Source organism: Microbacterium sp. NPDC007973 (assembly GCF_042958465.1).
GTDB classification, from domain to species: Bacteria; Actinomycetota; Actinomycetes; order Actinomycetales; family Microbacteriaceae; genus Microbacterium; species Microbacterium galbum.
Genome location: NZ_JBIBJJ010000005.1, coordinates 137,908 through 158,427 on the forward strand (window position 1 = coordinate 137,908; position 20,520 = coordinate 158,427).

Sequence of the window (20,520 nt, forward strand, 5' to 3'; positions counted from 1 at the left end):
ACCCGCCGCAGAAGGTCGCGATGCGTCGCCACCCCGGGCGCGACCGACTCAGGGCAGAGCCGCCCTTCGCTGCCACGGGAACGCCCGCATCATGCTCAGCACCGCGACGATCGCCAGCCCGAGCGCGGCGGCGGAGCCGAGCAGGGGCACCACGAGCGGCGAGAGGCTCCGCCGCGACTCGGGGACCAGCCCCGCCGCCTGCGGCTGCGTCGTCAGCGGTGCCGCGACCGGCAGGAACTGCTGCAGCGGTGCGGCGCCGGCGATCGCCCCCGGCGCGCGCAGCAGCGGATTGCTCGGTGCGCCCGCGGGAGCAGCTCCCGTACCGGCTGGGGGAGGCACAGCGACCGGCGCTGCCGAGGAGTAGCTCACCGTGAGCGGCGACGCCGGCTTCGCGGCATCCCGGACTCCGCCCGTCGTGAGCCAGTACCCCTGTTGCCCCGTCACGCGGTGGAAGTCGACGAAGGACTGCGGGAACGATCCCCAGTACGCCTCGTTCGTCTGTGAGCGTGCGACCTGCCCCGCCCCCACGCTCAGGACACCGAGGTACTGCGGGGTGACCGTGAAGCCGCCGGTGCCCGAGAGATCCGCTGCGCGGATGTCGGCCAGCACGATGGTCTGCGCAGCGATCGGGCTCCACTTCGTCATGTCGTCCATCGAGGTGCCGTAGCCGCTCGCGCTCGCCGTGAGCTGGCCATTGCCCGCCGCGTCGAGGGTGAGCTGCGGGTCCGTCACGCTCCAGTAGGTCATCCCCCCGTAGAACACGACGGTGAACGAGCCCGACCACCGGATGTCGAGCGCGCCGTCGCGGCGCGTGCCCGTGCCGCCGTCGATGACGACCTGATTCCCGGTGGTGCTCGCGGCCGAGGCGACCGACACCGGCGCGCCCGTCGGATCCTGGCACTTGGTGGCCCACGAGGCGGTCGTCCACTGGCCTCCCGCCGTCGGCTTCTCGATGCGCACCCGGCCATCCTCGGCGCGGTAGAGGCCGTCGCTCTCGCCCCAGACCCGGGCGCCTCCCGCGTCGCCGGCCACACCGGCGCTGAGGAAGTTGCATCCCCCCGCGAAGGCTCCGCCTCCGGATTCGGCGTTCAGGCCCCACCGCAGTTGCGCGTCGACGATGGCGCCGTCTCCGCCCCCAGGGTCACCGCCGGGCCCGGGCACCGTGACGATGACGTCGTCGGGGCCGGCCGCCGTCGCGGGCGACGCGCCGAACCCCAGCAGCAGGGCGGTCGCGAGAGCGGCCCGCAGCACGGTGTGCGCCCTCATCGCGGCGTCCCCGTCGGCAGAAGTTCGGTCAGCGCGTCAGGAGAGGCGACGGACTTGCCCACCGGCCCCGCATCGTTCACGACGGCGGGCGCCGCAGGCGCGGCGGCGGGTGAAGGGGCGGTGTCTGAAGCCGCGGTGGCTGAAGCGGCGGCGGGTGAAGGGGCCGGGGGAGGTGCAGCAACGGCCGACGTCGACGCGGCGGAAGCCGGTGCGACACCGGAAGATGCGACGCCGGGCGTGGCGAGGGTGCCCGCCGGCACGGCATCCGTTCGCCCCGTCGCGGCAGCCGCGCGCTCCCGCTTCGCGCGACGCCGTGCCCGCGCGCGCACGATCGCGGTCACGATGCTCGTGATGATCAACGCGACCGACAGCGCGACGCAGGCCAGGAGGAGCACGAGCACCCACGTCGGAGCGGTCGGCGCGTCGGAGACGGATGCCACCGCGGTCCCGCCGCTGACGGCGACCTCGGTCTCGGCCACCGCGCCCGATCCTGCCCCGCGCAGGGTGACGAGGTGCGTTCCGTCGCGGATCTCGCGCGGCACCGGCAGCGCCGCCGCGACCTCGCCCTGCGCCCCGGCGGTGAGCGGGCCCACGGCCGTGAGCCCGCCGTCGAGCGAGGCGACGACCTGCTCGCCGGGGGTGAAGCCCTGGCCGGTGAAGACGATCGAGGTGCCCGCCGCGATCGACGCCGTTTCGACGCCGACCCGCACGGAGCCCGCGGCGGCCGGCGCGCTCGCGGCGGCAGGGGCCTCGGCCGCGGAAGCCGCCGCGAACGACACCGGCGTGAACGTCTCGTTGTTGGCGTTCTTCACCCCGTGCGCGCCGATGGTGATGATGCCGCAGGTGACGCGTCGGCAATCGACCTCGCTCACGTTTCCGTCGCGGTCGTGGCTCTCGAAGACCGCCCCAGGAATCACCATCGACACCGACCACGATCCATCGGCGCCGAGCGTGCCGTTCGCGGAGCTCTCGGTCTGGCTTCCCGGGAACGCCAGGAAGCGCTGGTACCCGTTGTTGTCGGCGGATTCCGCGTCGGGCACGTACCGGTAGTCCGCCCCGACCACTCCCCCGGCGCTCGGGCGCCACGACCCGCCGCTCGGGTCGTCGACCCACCCGAACAGCACGTAGATGCCGCCGAAGCCGTTCGGGATCGATTGGAAGCCCGACCCCGAGACGGTCACGTCGGTGGCGTAGTCGGGGTTCGCGAATGCCGTGCCCTCGGCGCCCGTGACCGTCACGGTCCCGGCGGCCCACGCCGGGGTACCGGCGACGACGGCCCCGACGACGGTCAGGGTCAGCGCGGTCGCGAGAGCGGCGAGACGACGAGTCAGACGGTTCATACGAGTTCTCCGGGGAGGGGGGATGCCAGGGGCGAGGCGTCGGCGACGACGAGCAGGGTTCCGCGGGGCCCGTCGACGACGTCGATCGGATGCCGATACACCCGCGTGAGCAGATCGGGATCGAGCACGTCGCGCGGCGGCCCAACCGCGACCACCCGTCCGTTCTCGAGCAGCGCGATGCGATCGGCGTAGGCGGCGGCGAGCCCCAGATCGTGCAGCACGACGATGGCGGCACCCCCGGCGTTCACGCGTTCGCGCGTGCGGGCGAGCACGCGGTGCTGGTGGCGGATGTCGAGGCTCGCCGTGGGTTCGTCGAGCAGCGCGATCGCGCACTCCTGCGCGTACGAGCGCGCGAACGCCGCGCGAGCGCGTTCCCCGCCGGAGAGCCCCGTGACGGGTCGGTCGGCGAACGGTTCCACCTCACCGGCGACCAGCGCCTCGGCCACCGCGTCGTCATCGCGCGCGGCGGCGGGATGCCGGCGCCATGGCGCCCGCCCCATCCGCACGACGTCACGGACGACGAATGGGAACGACACCTCGTTGCTCTGCGTCAGCACCGACCGACGGCGCGCCCGCTCGGCGACGGGCCACGAGTCCAGCGCTGCCCCGTCGAGCTCGACGGATCCCGTCGCGGGAGCACGGTCTCCCGCGAGCACCGACAGCAGCGTCGACTTGCCCGCGCCGTTCGGGCCGACGAGCACGACCATCTCTCCGGCGGCGAGGTCGAGGTCGACGTCGTCGAGCACACGCCTACCGCCGACGTCGGCCGAGATCCCGCGCGCACGCAGCACGGCGGTCATCCCCATCCCCCCGACCGGCGACGCGTGCGGCGCAGGAGCCAGAAGAAGAACGGCCCGCCGATCAGGGCGGTGAGCATGCCGATCGGCAGCTCCGACCCGGGTATGGCGGTGCGCGCGACGAGATCGGCGGCGAGCAGCAGCACGGCACCGCCGAGGGCGCTCGCGGGCAGCAGCAGGCGGTGACCGGGGCCGAGGACCATGCGCATGAGATGGGGAACGACGAGACCGACGAAGCCGATGATCCCGCAGAAGGCGACCGCAGCGCACGTGAGCAGCGCGATCACGACGATCGCGATCACGCGCAGCCGCTCCACGCGCACGCCGAGGTGCTCGGCCTGCCGCTCGCCGAGCGCGAGGAGGTCGAGGCTCCCCGCGAAGAACAGACATGCGACGACGCCGACGACGGCGAGCGGCGCGACGACGGCGAGGTCGTCCCAGCGCGTGCCGTTGAGCGATCCGAGCTGCCAGAACACGATCTGCTCGCGCTGCTGCGTGGAGCCGAGGTAGGTGAACAGCGCGATCGCGGCCCCGCCGATCGCGTTGACCGCGATCCCGGTGAGCACGAGGGTGACGACCTCGGTGCGCCCGTCGGCACGCGCCGAGGCGTAGACGACCACGGTCGCGGCCAGCCCGCCGGCGAACGCGAGGGCGGGAAGGGTGAGCGGGCCGAGGAACGTGAGCCCGAAGACGATGGATGCCGAGGCCCCGACCGCCGCTCCCGACGAGATGCCGATCACCCCGGGCTCGGCCAAGGGGTTTCGGAACACGCCCTGCATGACGACCCCGGCGGTGGCGAGCGTCGCCCCCACCAGCACGGCCATGAGCAGTCGTGGCATCCGGATCAACCACAGGGTGGCCTCGCCGTTGACGTGCTCCATAGCCGCGCCGGGCGCGACCGACAGCACGCCGAGCCCGATCCCGCGCACCGCATCGTTCCAGGCGCGCGCGAAGGCACCGACGACCTGATCGGGCGGGATCGAGAGCTGCCCACTCCCGGCCGACACGACGACGAGCACCGCGAGGGCGACGGACAGCGAGCCGAAGACCGCCGGGACACGCACGCCGATCCGGGGTCTCGGTGCGGCGACGGGAGCGACCGCGACCGCCGTCATCCCGCCGCCTCGGGCGCGTAGACGGCCACGGCGAGCGCGTCGAGCACGTCGGCGGCGGCGGGGCCGAAGCTCAGCACCGTGGTGTCGGACATGTCGACGATGCGGCGGTGGCGACCGGCATCCGTCTGGGCGACCGCGGGGAGGTGCTCGGTGAGCCCGTCCACGCCGCCCACGGATTCGAGGCCCTTGGTCATCATGATGAGCAGGTCGGGGTTCGCGTCGACGAGGGCCTCGTCGGTGATCGGGCGCATCCCTTTCCAGCCGATCTCTCCGGCGACGTCGACGCCGCCGAGGGCCTCGATCAGGCTGTCCGCGCCGGACTCCTCGCCGAACAGGTAGTAGACGCCCGACTGCCCCCGGACATAGAGGAACATCATGCGAAGCTTCTGCGCGGGATCGCTCGGCGCGACGGCGGCGATCTGCGCGATCTTGGCGTCGACCGCGGCGGTGCTGCGCGCGGCGAGCGCCGCTGCCCGCTCGGGTACGCCGAGAGCCGCCCCGACCTGCTCGATGAGCGACCCGACCGACTCGAGCGACCGGTGCGAGTCGACCACGACGACCGGGATGCCGGCATCCCTCATCTGCAGGATGGTGTCCCACGGGCCGAGGCTCGTGTCGGTCAGGATCACCGTGGGGGCCGCGTCGAGGATCGCCTCGGCGTTGAGGTCGTGGCCGTTCTCGGTGACCACCGGAAGGTGTGCCGCCTCGGGGAACCCCGTCGAGATGTCGCGCGCGACGACCTGCTCGCCGAGCCCCAGTTCGAAGACGATCCGCGAGAGCGAGCCGTAGATGTCGAGCGTGAGGATGCGGGAGGTGTCGGCGACCGTGACGTTCGTGCCCTGGGAGTCGGTGACGGTGGCGGGCAGCACCTGCGCGCCGTCGGCGACCGGCACGATCGGCGCGGCGGCCGCGACCGCGGTCGACGGACCCTCCCACGACAGCGGGTCGGCGAGCGGCGTCACCTCGGCCAGCGGGGGCGTGGCCGCCGCGCCGCCACCGTGGGCCGTTCCGGCCGCGTCGCAGGCAGTGAGCCCTGCGGCGACGGCCACGAAGAGCGCGAGCGCGGCAGCGCCCCGAGTCGTTCGACGGATCATGAACGCACCTCCAAGTAAGGTGAGCCTACCCTTAACATTGCCCGGACGCCGACTTCGTGCTTAGGTAAGGCTAACCTGCCTTTCAGCGCCCACCGGGGTGCACCCGCGGCATGCCGTCGGGACCCGTCGGAAGGCGGAGAAGGGAACGAACGTGGATTCCTCCACGCACAGACGCCGGTTCGTCCGCGTGACCACCGCGAGTCTCGCCGCCGCGGCGATCGCCCTCGGAGGGGCTCTCGTCGCCGCCCCCGCGCACGCCGCCGAGACCACCGTCGACGGCGCCGTCTTCCGCTGGGGCATCAACGCCGAATCCAACGCGGCCGCCTTCGCCCCCGGCACGGTCAACCTGCTGTCAGCGGGGATCGTCACGGCGACCTCGTCGGCCGACCGCGTCACCGCGTCGAACTGGAAGCAGAGCGACGGCAACACGCAGATCCTGAAGAAGCAGGCCGACGGCAGCTACGCCACCGCGACCTTCGCGGGCCTGCGCACGGACGCCAACGGCACCACCATCACCTCGGGCAACGGCCTGAACTCCGGCCACATCGCCGAGATCACCGGCGGCACCGGCACGGTCGACGTGGATGCCAACACCGCGACGATCCAGTGGACCGGGTCGTTCACCTCGGCGTACTACTCGGGCATGACCCGCTCGTGGATCACCGACCCGAAGCTCACCGTCGCGTCCGACGGCACCGGAACGGTCACCGCGACCCTCGGCGGCTACGGCACCTCGATGGACGACCCCGACAAGTTCGAGACCCTCACCCCGGAGCCGAACGTGGTCATCGCGACCCTCACCGGCGTCGACGTGACCCCCACCGGATTCACCGTGACCCCCGACTACCTCGGTCGCACGATCACCGTCCCCGAGGGCTCGGTCGCCCAGGTCACCACCGGCGCGAACGCCGGAGCCTTCCCGCAGTCGTTCGTCGACTTCCAGGTGAAGACCGGTCAGGGCTCGTACTGGTACTCCTCGGGCGGTTCGGCCGACGCGCGCAAGCCCGCGAGCCCGCTCTCGGTCGCCTACACGGCTGCGCCCGCGGCATCCGCTCCCACGGTCACCGTCTCGAAGACAACCGGTCTCACCCAGGGTGAGACGGTCACCGTCTCGGGCAGCGGCTTCCTGCCGTCGGGCACCGCCACCAACGGCACGCGACCGCCCCTGGCCGGGACCTTCAGTGGAACGTACGTGGTGTTCGGCAAGTTCGCCGACGTCTGGAAGCCCACGGCCGGGGCCGCCTCGTCGGCACGCTCGGTGATCACGCAGAAGTGGGCGGTCCCGGCCGCCAGCATGGCGACCATCGGCGGCGCGAACAGCGGCGCGATCGAGCTGAAGGAAGACGGCACGTTCTCGGTCGATCTCGCCCTGAGCACCACCGAGGCGCAGAACCTCGCCGCGGGGAACTTCGGCATCTACACCTACGCCGGCAGCGGCACCGTGTACGCCCCCTTCGAAACGTTCACCCCGATCGCCTTCGCCTCGTCGACCGACGTGATCGTCGAGGTCCCGGACTGGGTCGACAACCCCACCGGCTCGTTCGGATGGGCGTTCGAGGGCACCTCGCCGGCCAGCCTCGGCACCGCCGTCCAGGACGGCGCGAACTTCACGGCCTCCGGGACGCTGACGAACATCGTCGTGACCGACACGCGCGCCGGGGGCACCACGCCGTACACGTGGAGCATCTCGGGCCAGGTCGGAAACTTCGCATCGAGCACGGGCGGGTCGTTCTCGAGCGACCTGCTCGGTTGGAAGCCCACGCTCGTCACGGCCGGACAGACAGTCACCGCCGGCGCCGAGGTCGCGTCGACCCGCCTCGGCGGCACCGGGCTCGGGGCGTCGCGCGTGCTCGCGTCGTCCACCGCGGCCGCGAACGCCACCGTCGGAGCCGACCTGTCGCTCGTGATCCCCGGGACGACCCCGGCCGGCGACTACACCGCCAAGCTCACCATCACCGCCCTGCAGTAATCCACCCGACGGGGACTCCGACGCGCGTCGGGGTCCCCGTCGCCCGTCCCGCAGAAAGCCCGCCCGTGCTTCGACGCCCTCTCACGTTCGCCCTCCTCGGCTCCCTTCTCCTCGCGATCGTCGCTCCCGCACCCGCGACGGCCGCCGACGGCGGCGTCGCCTGGACCGTGCAGACGGCCGACAACGCGCAGGGCACGGGCCGCGCGAACTTCACGTACGACGTAGTGGACCCCGGAACCGTCATCTCCGACGTCATGACGGTCGTCAACACCGGTACCGAGCCGCTGCCGCTCGCGGTCTACGCCGCCGACGCCTTCACGGCATCCACCGGCGAGATCGACGTCCTCGTCGACGGGCAGCCGTCGCAGGGCGCCGGGACGTGGGTGTCGGTCGCCACGACGTCGCTCTCCCTGGCGCCGGGCGAGTCCGCCGAGGTGCCCTTCACCGTCACGGTGCCCGCCGACGCGCGCCCCGGCGACCACGCCGCGGGCATCGTGACCTCGTTCACGAGCACCGACGCCTCATCGACGCTGTCCGTCGACCGCCGCCTGGGAACGCGCATCAACCTCCGGGTCGCGGGTGAGCTTCTGCCGGCCGTGTCCGTGTCGGGCCTGTCCGCCCGGTACGAGGCATCCTGGAACCCGTTCGACTCGGGCCGTCTCGTCGTGGAGTACGCGTTCGCGAACACCGGCAACACGCGACTGACGGGGGCTGAGACGGTCGCCACCGCGGGCCTCTTCGGCGCCCGCACCCCGCCGGTGCAGCTGACCGAGGTGCTTCCGGGGTCGACCGTGGTGGTCGCGCGCGAGGTGCCGACGTTCTCGCTCGGCTGGGTCGCCGGCTCGGTCGAGCTCACGCCCGAGGCGGTCGGTCTGGGTGCCGCGCCGCTCGCGCCGGTGACGGCCGAGTTCTCGGTCGCGGCGGTGCCGTGGAGTCTGTATGCGCTCCTGGCGGTGATCCTCGTGGCGGTACTCGTCGCGGTGCTGCTCGTGCGCCGCCGGATGCGGGCGGGTGCTGCGGATGCCGCGGATGCCGCGGTGGCGGCGCGGCGGCGGCGGCGCGGCGGGGCGGCGGCTCAGGCCGACTGAGCCGCTTTCGCCCGCGCGAGGTCGACGAACAGCTCGGTGTTGAACCGGTAGGCCACGAGCACCTCCTCGATCACGCGCTCCTTCTCGTCGTCGTCCCAGGGAGCGGCATCCAACTGCTCGCGATATACGTTCTTGAACGCGTCGGGGTCGGCGATGTCGCCGAACAGGTAGAACCCGATGCCGTTCGTGTCGAAGCCGAAGTGACGCTGCATGAGCCGACCGATGAACTGCCCGCCCGAGAGGTCGCCGAGGTAGCGGGTGTAGTGGTGGGCGACGAAGCCACCCGGCCACGTCGCCGCGACGCGGCGGATCCGCGAGACATAGGCCTGCGTCGTCGGCAGCGGCGTGATGCGCTCGCACCAGTCGGCGCCGATGAGGAACTCCAGGTCGGCCTCGAGAGCGGGAAGGCGCGTGAGCTTGCCACTGAGGAACACGGATGCCACGGGGTCGACGCGCATGCGCTCGGTGGCCTCTTCGAGCGCCTCGTAGATGAACCAGTGCTGCGCGACGAGCGCGACGTAGTCGTCGCGCGTGCCCGACCCCTTCATGAGGTTCGTCATGAAGTCGGCGCCCTCGCTCGAGGAGTGGGCGGTGCGCGAGCGCTCGCGCAGGGCGACGGAGAACGGAATGACAGCACTCATGCCGCCATCATACCGAGAAGGTTAGGAGAGCCTAACCTTCATAATCAATGGGGCCGCGGCTCGATCCCGAGCCGCCGGCACGCCTCGTCGTACAGCGCGACGATCTCGCGACGCACCTCGTGCCGCTCCACGATCGACCCGCCCGGCCACGGCACGCGTACCTCGGTCGCGGCGCCGCCCTCATCGGTGACGACCCACTCGCCCCCGTCGCCGTCGAATCCGGTCATGCGCGCCGACCCGACTCCCCCCACCGGACCGAACGCCCGCGCGATGAGCACGTTGTCGTCGCGGTGGTCATCGTTCATGTGGGCGAGCACGGCTCGCTGTATCTCAGGGTCGAAAACGTACGTCATTAGGTAAGCCTAACTTCGTTGGGCTGCCCGGTGGGGGTGCCCGGCTCGGTCCCGCCCCCGGCGCGGGGCGGGCATCCGGCCCGCTTCCGGTTTGGGGCGGATTCTGCGGTTCGGGGCGGGAATCCTCCGCCCCAAACCGCGAAACGCGCCCCGAACCCAGGGGACACCCCGCGGCAGCGGCCCAACCCGGCTGCCCGACCCGGCCCGGTTCGGGGCGGACTCTGCCGATTGGGGCGGGGAATTCTCCGCCCCAAACCGCGAAACGTGCCCCAAACCCGGGGACACCACGTGACCGGCCACGAGCGCGGCAGCGGCGGGACCTCAGCCCCGGAACGGCTCCAGGCGATTGTGCATCACGGCCACGGCATCCGCGTTGTCGTCGATGAGTACCGCGTCGCGACCGAGCGGAGCCGCGACCGCCCCGAGCGTGCCGCTGCCGGCGAACATGTCGAGGACGCGGTCGCCGGGGCGGCTCGATGCCTGCACCATGCGCCGCAGCACGCCCTCGGGCTTCTGCGTCGGGTAGCCCGTCTTCTCCCGGCCGGTGGTCGGCACGATCGTGTGCCACCAGACGTCGGTCGGCATCTTGCCGCGGGCGGCCTTCTCGGCGGTCACGAGGCCCGGGGCCATGTACGGCTCGCGGTCGACGGCATCCGAATCGAAGAAGTAGGTCGCGGGGTTCTTCACGTACACGAGGATCGTCTCGTGCTTCGTGGGCCAGCGGCGCTTGGTCTTCGCGCCGTAGTCGTACGCCCAGATGAGCTCGTTCAAGAACTTGTCGCGCCCGAACAGCGCGTCGCACATCACCTTCGCGTAGTGCACCTCGCGGTAGTCGAGGTGCAGGTACAGCGTGCCGTCGTCGGCGAGCAGGCGCCACGCCTCGATCAAACGCGGCTCGAGGAAGCCCCAGTAGTCGTCGAAGCGGTCGTCGTAGGTGCGCAGGTCACCGCGCAGGCGCGCGTACTCGCGCCCGTGGAAGCCGCGCTGCACGACGGGGGCGGGAGGCGGCTCCTCCTCGGGGAAGTCGAGCATGTTGGGATCGGATGCCACGGCCTCGGGCTCGGCGGCATCCTGAGGCTCTTCGACCGGCGCCGTCCAGGTCGCCGACTCGACCGCCTTCGAACGGGTACGCCCCGTGTTGAAGGGAGGGTCGAGGTAGACGAGGGCGAACGAGCCGTCGGTGTATGCCGGGGTGACGGTCAGGTTGTCGGCGTGGTGGATCTCGACGCGGCCGGGTTCGGGGGCGTCGGGCAGGGCGTCGATGCTCACGGGACGCGCTGCAGCCACGCGTCGGTGGCGAACTTCGTCTCGACCAGGGCCTCGGCCTCGGCGTACTCCTCGTCGGTGATGCGCCCCGCGGTCGCGCCGTAAAGGGTCGTGAAGGTCTGGATGAAGCGGTCGATGACCTGATCGCGCGGGAGACCGGTCTGGCTGCGGAGGGGGTCGACGCGCTTGGCCGCCGACACGGTGCCCTTGTCGCTGAGCTTCTCGCGGCCGATGCGCAGCACCTCGGTGAGCACCTGGCCGTCCATGTCGTAGCTGAGCGTCGCGTGGTGCAGCACCCCGCCGTTGGCGAGCCGCTTCTGGGCGGCGCCGCCGATCTTGCCGTGGGGACCCGCGATGTCGTTCAGCGGCTGGTACACCGCGTCGATGCCGAGCGAACGCAGCGCCTGCAGCACCCAGTCGTCGAGGAAGGCGTACGAGTCGGCGAAGGTCATCCCGGCCACGAGGGATGCCGGGACGTACAGCGAGTACGTCACGATCGAGTTCGCGGCCATGAGCATCGCACCGCCGCCCGAGATGCGGCGCACGACGTCGAAGCCGTGCTTCTCGGCGCCCTCGGGGTCGACCTCGTTGCGCAGCGACTGGAACGAGCCGATCACGACGGCGTTCTCGTTCCACTCCCACAGGCGCAGCGTGGGCTTGCGCAGCCCCGCGCCCACGCGGGCGGTCAGCACCTCGTCGAGCGCGAGGTTCATGCGCGGCGACACCGGAGCGTCGTGCACGACCTCCCACTCGAAGTCGGCCCAGCCGGGAGCCGTCACCAGCGCGCGGCGGATGGCCGTGGCGACCGACTCGGGCGTGAAGCCGAGCAGCTGCGCACCCTCGGGCAGGGCGGCGCGGATGGCCGCCGCGATCGTGGGCACGTCGGACTCGACGGGCAGGCCGTTCACGGCCGCGTCGATGTCGTCGAGGGCGTCGTCGGGCTCGAGGAAGAAGTCGCCCGCGAGGTGGAAGCCGTGGATGCGGCCCTCGCGCTCCTCGAGGTCGACGACGACCAGCTTTCCCCCCGGGACCTTGTACTCGCCGTGCATGCGTCCAGCCTACGGCGGCGGCGCCGCGGCCGGGACGGGCGCCGGTGGGGCGGGAGCCCCGGCTGCGGCGAGCGCGCGACGGTGGCGCCGCTCGATCGCCTGGCCGGCGTACGACGCCGCGACGATGAGCACGGCACCGGCCAGACCCGGGACCCCCACCGCTTCTCCACCGATTGCCACACCCACGGCGAGCGCCCACACCGGCTCGGTGCCCATGAGGATGCTCGCGCGCGTCGCGGAGGTGCGGCGCACGGCCCACAGTTGCACGACGAACGCGAAGACCGAACACAGCAGTCCCAGGAAGAGCACGCTCCCCCACCCGGATGCCGTGAGCCGGCCCACGGCGAGCGGGAGGTCGGCACCGGCCACCGCCGACGAGGTCACCGCGCACACCGTCAGCTGCACGAGCACGACCGCGAGCGTGCTGTCGCGCCGTCCGCGCGTGAGTCGCGCGCTGGCCGTGACGTGGACGGCACGGACGACCGCCGCGGCGATCACGAGGGCATCGCCGAGGTTCGGCATCCGCATGCCCCCGCCGGAGACGAGCAGAGCCACTCCGACCACGGCCGCGACGGCGGCGACGAAGTACGACCGCGGCAGCCACGAACGCGCCGCGATGCTCTCGAGCACGGGGGTGAACACCAGGGCGAGGCTGATGAGCAGTCCCGCGTTCGTGGCGGAGGTGAGGTGGACGCCCCAGGTCTCGAGGCCGATCACGGCCGCCTGCGAGCAGCCGAGCGCCACGGCGATCGCGAGACCTCGGCCGCGTGGCATCCGTTCTCGGCGCACGGCGCAGACCACCCCGAGCGCGGCGGCCGCGACGAGGAAGCGCAGGGCGACGGCCGGGGCCACGCCCACCTCGGCGGTGAGCTCCTTCGCGGCGAGGAAGCTCGCGCCCCACACCGCGGCCACGGCGATGAGGAGCGCGTCGACGACGATCTCGGGCGGGCGGCGGGTCATGCGTCCAGCCTCGGCCGCGCCAATCGGAAGAGCAACGGCCAGATGCTTCACGTTCCCGTAAGTTTTGACTTATGGATCCCGCGCACCTCCGCCTGCTTCGCGAACTCGGCGATCGAGGGAGCGTGGCCGCGGTCGCCACGGCACTGCACATCTCGGCGTCGGCGGTATCGCAGCAGCTCGCGCACCTCCAAGCGCGCGTACCGGTGCCGCTCACCGCGCGCCGCGGTCGCGTGCTGACCCTCACGGCCGCCGGGGAGGCCCTCGCCGCCGCGGGCACGCGCGTCGACGAGGCGCTCACCGCCGCGCGGGAGGCGGTCGGAGCCTTCCTCGACGATGACGCGCGACCGGTGCGGGTGTCGGCCTTCCACAGCGCCGGACTCGCGCTGTTCGGTCCGCTGCTGCGCGAGCTCGACGGCATCCCTCTCCTCCGTCTCGCCGACGCCGACGTGGCGCACCGGGACTTCCCGGGACTGACCGCCGACCACGACCTCGTGATCGCTCACCGCCTCGCGCACGACGAGCCCTGGCCCTCGGAACGGGTGGTGGCGACGCCGCTGCTGACCGAGGCGCTCGACATCGCTCTGCCCGCCGCCCATCCCCTCGCTCGACGTGAGCGGCTGCGCGCGAGGGATGTCGCCGGTGAGCGCTGGGTGTCGGTGCATCCCGGCTTCCCCCTCGCCGGGGTGCTGGATCATCTGGCCGCGCACGTCGGTCGACCGCTCGAGATCGCCCACCGCATCAACGAGTTCTCGGTGACCGCCGAGGTCGTGCGCGCGGGGGCCGCGGTCGCGGTGCTGCCGCGCACCACGGCGCTGCCTCTCGCCGGCGAGGGGCTCGTGCTGCGTCCGCTGGCCGATCTGCCCCTGGTGCGGCACGTCGACGCGCTCGCGCGACCGGACGCGCTCGCCTACGCGGCGGTGCGGCGCGTGCTGCGGGCGCTGCGGACGGTCGCGGCTCGCGCGACGGATGCCGCGGGCTGAGGCGGGCGCGGTCACGGGCGGCCGGAGGGGCCGCGGCCGTCGGCGGGCGCGAGCCGCGGGCGGGACTCCGACGGCGCTCGCCGTCCGTCGAGACGGCCGGCCCGGCGGAGCGTCGCGTCCTCCGCGAACGCCGCGCCGCCGTCAGGCCGGAAGGAACGCCGTCGACAGCGACTCGGGCGACAGCGCGTGCTCGATCGCGAGCATGCTCGCCCCGCGCACCCCCGCTTTCTCGGCTTCGACCGACTGCACGATCGAGAGGTACTCCGTCGCCAGCGGCGTCGAGCGCGAGTAGACGACCTCGCGCACCCCGGCGATCAGGTGCTCGCCCACGCGCGCCATCGAGCCGCCGACGGCGATCACCGACGGGTTCATCAGGCTCACGCAGGTGGTCAGCACCTCGCCGATGTCGCGGCCGGCCTGGCGCACCGCCTGGATCGCATCGATGTTGCCGCGCTTGACCAGGTCGACCACGTCGGAGCCGCTGTGCGCCTCGATCCCCTGCGCGCGCAGCGCGCGCGCGATGGCGGGTCCGGACGCCAGAGCTTCGAGGCAGCCGCGATTGCCGCACTGGCACGGGATGTCGGCACCGCGCGCCACCTGCACGTGACCGATGTCTCCGGCGATGCCCTGGGCTCCCCGCTGGAGTCGCCCGTCGGAGATGATGCCGGTGCCGATGCCGGTGGCGACCTTGACGAACATGAGGTGCTCGACGCCCGGCCACGCGGAGCCCTGCTCACCGAGCGCCATGATGTTGACGTCGTTGTCGACGAGCACGGGGACGGGCATGTGCTCGAAGATCCAGCCGGGGATGTCGAAGCGGTCCCACCCGGGCATGATGGGCGGGTTCACCGGCTGACCGGTCGAATGCTCGACCGGTCCCGGCACGCCGATCCCCATCGCCACCACGTCGGACACCGAGCGCTCGACCGACGACAGCAGTCCGCGTGCTCCGTCGACGAGCCAGGTCAGCACCGGGACCGGACCGAGCGCGACATCCAGCGCCGAACCGGTCTCGGCGAGCACCGTGCCGGCGAGATCGACGATCGCCACCGTGGCGTGCGACGCACCGATGTCGGCGGCGACGACGACCTTCGCCGCAGGGTTGATCGCGAACTGCGACGGCGGGCGACCGCCCGTGCTCACGGCGTCGGCGACGGGGGTGATCAAGCCCATCCGCATGAGCTCGTCGACGCGGATCGCGACCGTCGAGCGGGCCAGTCCGGTCGATTTCGCGAGTTCCGCGCGCGTGCGCGGGGTCCCGTCACGCAACAGCTGGAAGAGCTGCCCTGCGCCGTTGCCGGTCTGCACGGAATCTGTGCTCATCCTCTTCACGCCCTCAGTACACCATCAGTTGCCATCACCACGATCCACGAGCCGACGGCGACGGCACGGAAAGCGCAGCCACCGCCGGCAAGGGGTGGCGCCTCAGCCCCGACCCGACGGGCGGGAGAAGCGCTGCTGCAGAAGCACCGCGACGACGATGATGACCCCCTTCGCCACCGCCTGGACCGACGACGACAGGTTGTTCTGGATGAACACGTTCGTCAGCGTCGCGAAGATGAGCACGCCGAACACGGTGCCGGTGATCGTTCCGCGCCCGCCCACGAGGAGGGTGCCGCCCACGACGACCGCGGCGATCACGTCGAGTTCGAGCAGGAGGCCGTTCGTGGAGCTGCCCGCCGTGGTGCGCCCGAGGAACATGACCCCGGCGATGCCGGACGCGAGCCCCACGAGCACGTAGAGCCACATGACGTGGCGGCGCACGTTGATGCCGGCGAGACGCGCGGCCTCGCGATTGCCGCCGATGGCCACGGTGCGACGACCGAAGGTGGTGCGGTTCAGCAGCACCCAGCCCGCCACGGCGACGAGGAGGAAGATCCAGATCAGCATGTTCACGCCCAGGATGTCGGCGTTCATGAAGGAGATGAACCCGCGATCCTGCACGACGAGGGTGCGCCGGTCGGCGAGGATCTCGGCGAGACCGCGCGCTCCCACCAGCATCGCCAGCGTGGCCATGAACGCGACCACGTTGCCGTAGGCGATGACGATGCCGTTGATGAGACCGGCGGCCGCGCCCACGGCGAGGGCCAGCAGGACGAACACGATCCAATGCATCGAGTCGGCGAGATCCTGCACCACCGCGAGCGTTCCCACGACGGAGGCCAGTCCGGTCACCGAGCCGACCGACAGATCGATGCCGCCGGCGATGATGACGAGGGTCATCGCGACGGCGATGACGCCCACGATCGAGGCCTGACGCAAGATCACGAACACGTTGTCGAGGGTGAGGAAGGTCCCGGGGGCGGTGAGGGCGCCGACGACGAACATCACCAGCAGCGCGATGACGAGACCGATGTTGCGACCGGCGGAGCCGGAGAAGAGCGCCCGCAGCGGCGAGCCCGCCGACGGGGAGACCGGCGCGGAGCCGGTCGGGGAGGGGGCCGTGCGCGCACGGGTCGGGGTGGTCGGCTCGCTCACGCGGCGGTTCCTTTCATGACGAGGTCGAGCACACCGTGCTCGTCGATCTGGTGCGAGGCAAGGGTGCGCAGGATCCTGCCGTCGGCGACGACGAGGACCGTGTCGGCGAGACCGAGCACCTCTTCGATCTCGCTCGAGACGACGACCACCGCGTTCCCGGCCGCGGCCAGGTCGCGGATCAGGGTGTAGATCTCGGCGCGGGCGCCGACGTCGACGCCGCGCGTGGGCTCGTCGAGCAGCAGCACGCTCGTGCCGTGCACGAGCCACCGGGCCAGAAGGATCTTCTGCTGGTTCCCGCCCGAGAGGGTGCGGGCGGGTCTGTCGGGGTCGGCAGGTCGCAGTTCGAAGGCCTCGATCTGCTCCCGTGCCACCGCGCGCGCCGCGCGGTCGTCGAGGAACCCGCCCTTGGCGAAGCGCGACATCGAGGCCAGCGCGATGTTGACGAAGATCGGCTCGTCGAGAACGAGGCCCTGGCTCTTGCGTTCCTCCGGGGACAAGCCCATGCCCGCGCCGACGGACGCGTGCACCGACCCGCGCGGCAGGACGCGGTCGCGCACCGACACGGTGCCCGCCGACGACCTCCGCGCCCCGTAGACCGTCTCGAGGATCTCCGATCGCCCCGAACCGACGAGTCCGGCGAGACCGACCACCTCGCCGGCGCGGACCGTGAAGGACACGTCGGAGAAGACGCCGTTCAACGCCAGCCCCTGCACGTCGAGCACGACGGGCGCGTCGGCGTCGATCGGCATCCGTTCCGGGAAGACGTTGGCGATCTCGCGACCGGTCATCAGTCTGATGAGCTCCCCGGTGGGGGTGTCGGCGACGGGGAGGCCGACGGCTGTCGTGCGGCCGTCCTTGAGCACGGTGATCCGGTCGCCGATCTGACGGATCTCTTCCAGCCGGTGGGTGATGTACACCACCGCGATCCCGGATGCCGTGAGCTCGCGCACCACCGCGAAGAGGTTCTTGACCTCCTCGGTGTCGAGGACGGCCGAGGGCTCGTCCATGATGATGAGCTTGATGTCGTGCGAGAGCGCGCGCGCCATGCTCACGATCTGCTTGTTGGCGGCGCTGAGCGTGCCCACCTCGGTGTGCGGACCGAGGTTCGCGTGTCCGAGCCGCCGCAGCAACTCGGTGGTCTGCCGAGCGGCCTCGCGCCGCTGGGTGAAACCGCCGCGGGCGAGCTCGTGGCCGAGGAAGATGTTCTCGGCGATGGTCAGACCGTCGACGACGTCGAGCTCCTGGTACATCGTGGCGATGCCCATCTCGATGGCGGCGTCGGGGTCGACGATCTCCACGGACTCGCCGAGCCAGAGGATCTCGCCGCCGTCCGGGCGGTGCACGCCGGCGAGCGTCTTGATGAGCGTGGACTTGCCGGCGCCGTTCTGTCCGAGCACGCAGTGCACCTCGCCGGCGCGGATGTCGAGGTCGACGCCGCGGAGGGCGTGGACTCCAGCGAACGACTTGGTCACCCCTCGGACGGTGAGTAATGACGCCTCATGGTCAACTTTGATCACGCGGCGAACATAACATGCGCCCCGGGCATCTCCGCTACCCCCTTCGCGCACTCCTCAGCCACGGCATCCCCCGATACGACGAAAAGATTTCCCCGTCATATCGCTTATTCTCGAACCACGTGCTTCTGTCGACAGTCAGACAAAAGTTGACAGAACGAATTTGCATTCTGCTAGCGTGAGCCGCGTCAGAGTGGACTCCTCCTCGAGCGAGGGGCCGCGATGGCCCTGCCGCATCACATTCAAGGAGGAAAGACATGCGCTCACAGCTGACCACGCGCTCCCGCCTGATCCTGACGGGGACGGCGTTCCTGGCCGCCGTCGGCCTGCTCGCCGGGTGCACCGGCTCGAGCACCGAAGGCGAGAACATCGTCGACCAGGGCACCACCACCGAGGAGAACGCCGCTGCCGGCGACACCGTCACGATCGGCTTCTCGGGCCCCGCCGCCGATCACGGCTGGCTCGGTGCCATCAACTCCGGCGCTCTGGCGGCCGGCGACAGCTTCTCCGACGTCGACCTGCAGGTCGCCGAGGGCACCAACGACGTCAACGCGCAGATCGCCGCCGTCGAGACCTTCATCAACAACAAGGTGGATGCCATCGTGCTGCTGCCCAGCGACGGCGCCGCCCTGACCGAAGTGGCGATCAAGGCGATGAACGCGGGCATCCCGGTCATCAACGTCGACCGCGAGTTCTCCAGCCCCTTCGCCGCCCGATCGACCGTGCTGGGCGACAACTACGGCATGGGCGTCAGCGCCGGCACCTACATCTGCGATCAGCTGGGCGGCCGGAGCGACGCCGTCGTGGCCGAGATCGCCGGTATCGACTCGCTTCCGCTCACGCAGGACCGCTCCGCCGGCTTCGCCGACGCCCTGTCGGACTGCGGCCTCGAAGTGGGCCCACGTGTCGCCGCCGACTTCACCGTGCAGGGCGGTGAGTCGGCGACCTCGCAGCTGCTCTCGGCCAACCCGAAGATCGACGCCATCTGGAACCACGACGACGACCAGGGCATCGGCGTGCTCGCCGCCATCACCGCGGCGGGACGCGACGAGTTCTTCATGGTCGGCGGCGCCGGGAGCCGCAATGCCATGGAGGCGATCGAAGCGGGCGACACCCCGCTGCAGGCGACGGTCATCTACCCCTCGACGCAGGCCGCCGACGGCATCGCCCTCGCGCGTCTGATCGCCCAGGGCAAGACCGCCGGCGACCTCATCACCCCCAGCGTGCCCAACCGCATCGTGCTGGACGCCCCGGTGGTGACGAAGGACAACGTGGCGTCGTACATCGACCTGGCATTCGAGTCCTGACCCGCCCGGGGGCGTCCGCGATCGTCACGGGCGCCCCCTTCCTCACCCCCGACTGTCCTCCGCGACGAAAGGCCTCGCCCATGACCCGTCCCCTTCGCATCGCCATGATCGGCGCCGGCTTCATGGGCGCCGCGCACTCCCAGGGATGGCGCGTCGCACCCCGCTTCTTCGATCTCCCCCTCGCCCCCGAGATGAGCGTCCTCGTCGGACGCGACGCCGCCCGCACCCGGGCCGCGGCCGACACCTGGGGATGGGCCGAGAGCTCGACCGACTGGCGCGAGGTGCTCGAGCGCGACGACATCGACGTCGTCGACATCGTCACCCCCGGCGACTCCCATGCCGAGATCGCCATCGCCGCGCTCGCGGCGGGCAAGCACGTCCTGTGCGAGAAGCCCCTCGCCAACACCGTCGACGAAGCCCGCCGTATGGCCGAAGCCGCGGCATCCGCCCAGCGGCTCGGCACCCGTTCGATGGTCGGCTTCACCTACCGACGCCTGCCCGCGACCGCCTTCGCCCGAGATCTGATCGCCGCCGGCCGCCTCGGCGACATCCGTCAGGTGCGCGCCGAGTACCTGCAGGACTGGCTCAGCGACGCGGAAGCACCGCTGACCTGGCGCCTTCAGAAGGATCGCGCCGGCTCCGGGTCGCTCGGCGACATCGGCGCCCATGCCGTCGACATCACCGAGTTCATGACCGGCTTGCGGGTGACGCGGGTGGCGGGTCTGCTCGAGACGATCGTGTCGGAGCGCCCCGTGCTGGGCTCCGCCTCCGGGCTCTCGGGCTCGGCCGGCGCCGGGCGCGGCGCCGTCACCGTCGACGACCTCGCCCTCTTCACGGGGCGGCTGGAGAACGGCGCCCTCGCCTCGTTCGAGGCCTCGCGATTCCGTCTCGGCCGCAAGAACGCCCTGCGCGTGGAGATCTCCGGCTCCCTCGGCTCGCTGTCGTTCGACCTCGAGAGCCCCAACGAGCTGCAGTTCTACGACGCCACGCTGCCCGCGACGGAGCAGGGGTTCCGCCGCATCCTCGTCACCGAACCCGAGCACCCCTACGTCGGCGCCTGGTGGCCCACCGGTCACATGCTCGGCTACGAGCACGGCTTCTCGCACCAGGCGAAGGACTTCGTCGAGGCGGTCGCCGCCGACGAGGATCCGCGCCCGTCTTTCGCGGACGGTCTCCACGTGCAGGAGGTCCTGGATGCCGTGGCCCGCAGCTCCGACGCGAACGGGGTCTGGACGGGCGTCGAGCCCTCTTTCGCACCGTCGACCGTTCCCGACCGCGCGTACGCGGCATCCTGAAACGCCCC

The 20,520-nt window shown here is 71.6% G+C and carries 18 protein-coding genes; 5 read left to right on the forward strand and 13 right to left on the reverse strand.

The window, feature by feature from the left end; translation table 11 throughout:
* Nucleotides 1–48 precede the first annotated feature (48 nt).
* The 5 genes from ACFZA2_RS16985 to ACFZA2_RS17005 are packed head-to-tail and all read right to left on the reverse strand — an operon-like array spanning nt 49 to nt 5,612.
* Nucleotides 49–1,266 (reverse strand): hypothetical protein, encoded by a 1,218-nt coding sequence (locus ACFZA2_RS16985; protein ID WP_391407157.1) that lies wholly within the window; start codon nt 1,264–1,266, stop codon nt 49–51.
* Entirely contained in the window at nt 1,263–2,606 is a 1,344-nt protein-coding gene (locus ACFZA2_RS16990; RefSeq protein WP_391407159.1) for a hypothetical protein, read from the reverse strand. Before ACFZA2_RS16990 ends, ACFZA2_RS16985 begins: the two co-directional genes overlap by 4 nt.
* A complete protein-coding gene (locus ACFZA2_RS16995) occupies nt 2,603–3,406 on the reverse strand; it encodes a heme ABC transporter ATP-binding protein (RefSeq protein ID WP_391407161.1) in 804 nt (267 codons plus the stop codon). Before ACFZA2_RS16995 ends, ACFZA2_RS16990 begins: the two co-directional genes overlap by 4 nt.
* The gene (locus ACFZA2_RS17000; protein ID WP_391407163.1) at nt 3,403–4,518 is read right to left on the reverse strand and encodes a FecCD family ABC transporter permease; all 1,116 of its coding nucleotides are present in this window, start codon (nt 4,516–4,518) and stop codon (nt 3,403–3,405) included. Before ACFZA2_RS17000 ends, ACFZA2_RS16995 begins: the two co-directional genes overlap by 4 nt.
* A complete protein-coding gene (locus ACFZA2_RS17005) occupies nt 4,515–5,612 on the reverse strand; it encodes a hemin ABC transporter substrate-binding protein (protein WP_391407164.1) in 1,098 nt (365 codons plus the stop codon). The genes ACFZA2_RS17000 and ACFZA2_RS17005 overlap by 4 nt, the downstream gene beginning before the upstream one ends.
* A gap of 151 nt (nt 5,613–5,763) precedes the next feature.
* Here ACFZA2_RS17005 and ACFZA2_RS17010 point away from each other — a divergent pair, with 151 nt between their 5' ends.
* Both ACFZA2_RS17010 and ACFZA2_RS17015 read left to right on the forward strand, forming a co-directional pair.
* Complete coding sequence (locus ACFZA2_RS17010; RefSeq protein WP_391407166.1) at nt 5,764–7,581, forward strand: hypothetical protein; 1,818 nt, start codon at nt 5,764–5,766, stop codon at nt 7,579–7,581.
* 65 nt (nt 7,582–7,646) lie between these two features.
* On the forward strand, nt 7,647–8,669 hold the full coding sequence (locus ACFZA2_RS17015) for a DUF916 domain-containing protein (protein ID WP_391407168.1): 1,023 nt from the start codon (nt 7,647–7,649) through the stop codon (nt 8,667–8,669).
* On the opposite strand, the gene ACFZA2_RS17020 is transcribed toward ACFZA2_RS17015, so the two are convergent.
* From ACFZA2_RS17020 to ACFZA2_RS17040, 5 genes are all read right to left on the reverse strand, one after another.
* Nucleotides 8,657–9,310 (reverse strand): heme oxygenase (biliverdin-producing), encoded by a 654-nt coding sequence (locus ACFZA2_RS17020; RefSeq protein WP_391407170.1) that lies wholly within the window; start codon nt 9,308–9,310, stop codon nt 8,657–8,659. The genes ACFZA2_RS17015 and ACFZA2_RS17020 overlap by 13 nt on opposite strands.
* Nucleotides 9,311–9,354: 44 nt before the next feature.
* Nucleotides 9,355–9,663: a DUF2470 domain-containing protein gene (locus ACFZA2_RS17025; RefSeq protein WP_391407172.1), complete on the reverse strand. Its 309-nt coding sequence runs from the start codon at nt 9,661–9,663 to the stop codon at nt 9,355–9,357.
* 321 nt (nt 9,664–9,984) lie between these two features.
* Nucleotides 9,985–10,932 carry a DNA methyltransferase gene (locus ACFZA2_RS17030; RefSeq protein ID WP_391407174.1) on the reverse strand — a complete coding sequence of 316 codons (948 nt, stop codon included), beginning with the start codon at nt 10,930–10,932 and terminating at the stop codon, nt 9,985–9,987.
* Entirely contained in the window at nt 10,929–11,978 is a 1,050-nt protein-coding gene (locus ACFZA2_RS17035) for a biotin/lipoate A/B protein ligase family protein (RefSeq protein ID WP_391407176.1), read from the reverse strand. The genes ACFZA2_RS17030 and ACFZA2_RS17035 overlap by 4 nt, the downstream gene beginning before the upstream one ends.
* A gap of 9 nt (nt 11,979–11,987) precedes the next feature.
* Nucleotides 11,988–12,938, reverse strand: a complete 951-nt coding sequence (locus ACFZA2_RS17040) for a DMT family transporter (protein ID WP_391407178.1) — start codon at nt 12,936–12,938, stop codon at nt 11,988–11,990.
* 71 nt (nt 12,939–13,009) lie between these two features.
* On the opposite strand from ACFZA2_RS17040, the gene ACFZA2_RS17045 reads away from it, so the two are divergent.
* The gene (locus ACFZA2_RS17045; protein ID WP_391407180.1) at nt 13,010–13,918 is read left to right on the forward strand and encodes a LysR family transcriptional regulator; all 909 of its coding nucleotides are present in this window, start codon (nt 13,010–13,012) and stop codon (nt 13,916–13,918) included.
* Between the two features lie 141 nt (nt 13,919–14,059).
* Here the strand turns inward: ACFZA2_RS17045 and ACFZA2_RS17050 are convergent, their stop codons facing one another.
* From ACFZA2_RS17050 to ACFZA2_RS17060, 3 genes are all read right to left on the reverse strand, one after another.
* Nucleotides 14,060–15,241, reverse strand: a complete 1,182-nt coding sequence (locus ACFZA2_RS17050) for an ROK family protein (protein WP_391407182.1) — start codon at nt 15,239–15,241, stop codon at nt 14,060–14,062.
* 102 nt (nt 15,242–15,343) lie between these two features.
* Nucleotides 15,344–16,396, reverse strand: a complete 1,053-nt coding sequence (locus ACFZA2_RS17055) for an ABC transporter permease (RefSeq protein WP_391407184.1) — start codon at nt 16,394–16,396, stop codon at nt 15,344–15,346.
* Nucleotides 16,393–17,868 (reverse strand): sugar ABC transporter ATP-binding protein, encoded by a 1,476-nt coding sequence (locus ACFZA2_RS17060; RefSeq protein ID WP_391407186.1) that lies wholly within the window; start codon nt 17,866–17,868, stop codon nt 16,393–16,395. The genes ACFZA2_RS17055 and ACFZA2_RS17060 overlap by 4 nt, the downstream gene beginning before the upstream one ends.
* 299 nt (nt 17,869–18,167) lie before the next feature.
* Here ACFZA2_RS17060 and ACFZA2_RS17065 point away from each other — a divergent pair, with 299 nt between their 5' ends.
* Nucleotides 18,168–19,217 (forward strand): substrate-binding domain-containing protein, encoded by a 1,050-nt coding sequence (locus tag ACFZA2_RS17065; RefSeq protein WP_391407189.1) that lies wholly within the window; start codon nt 18,168–18,170, stop codon nt 19,215–19,217.
* Between the two features lie 104 nt (nt 19,218–19,321).
* Complete coding sequence (locus ACFZA2_RS17070) at nt 19,322–20,512, forward strand: Gfo/Idh/MocA family protein (RefSeq protein ID WP_391407214.1); 1,191 nt, start codon at nt 19,322–19,324, stop codon at nt 20,510–20,512.
* Nucleotides 20,513–20,520: the final 8 nt, after the last annotated feature.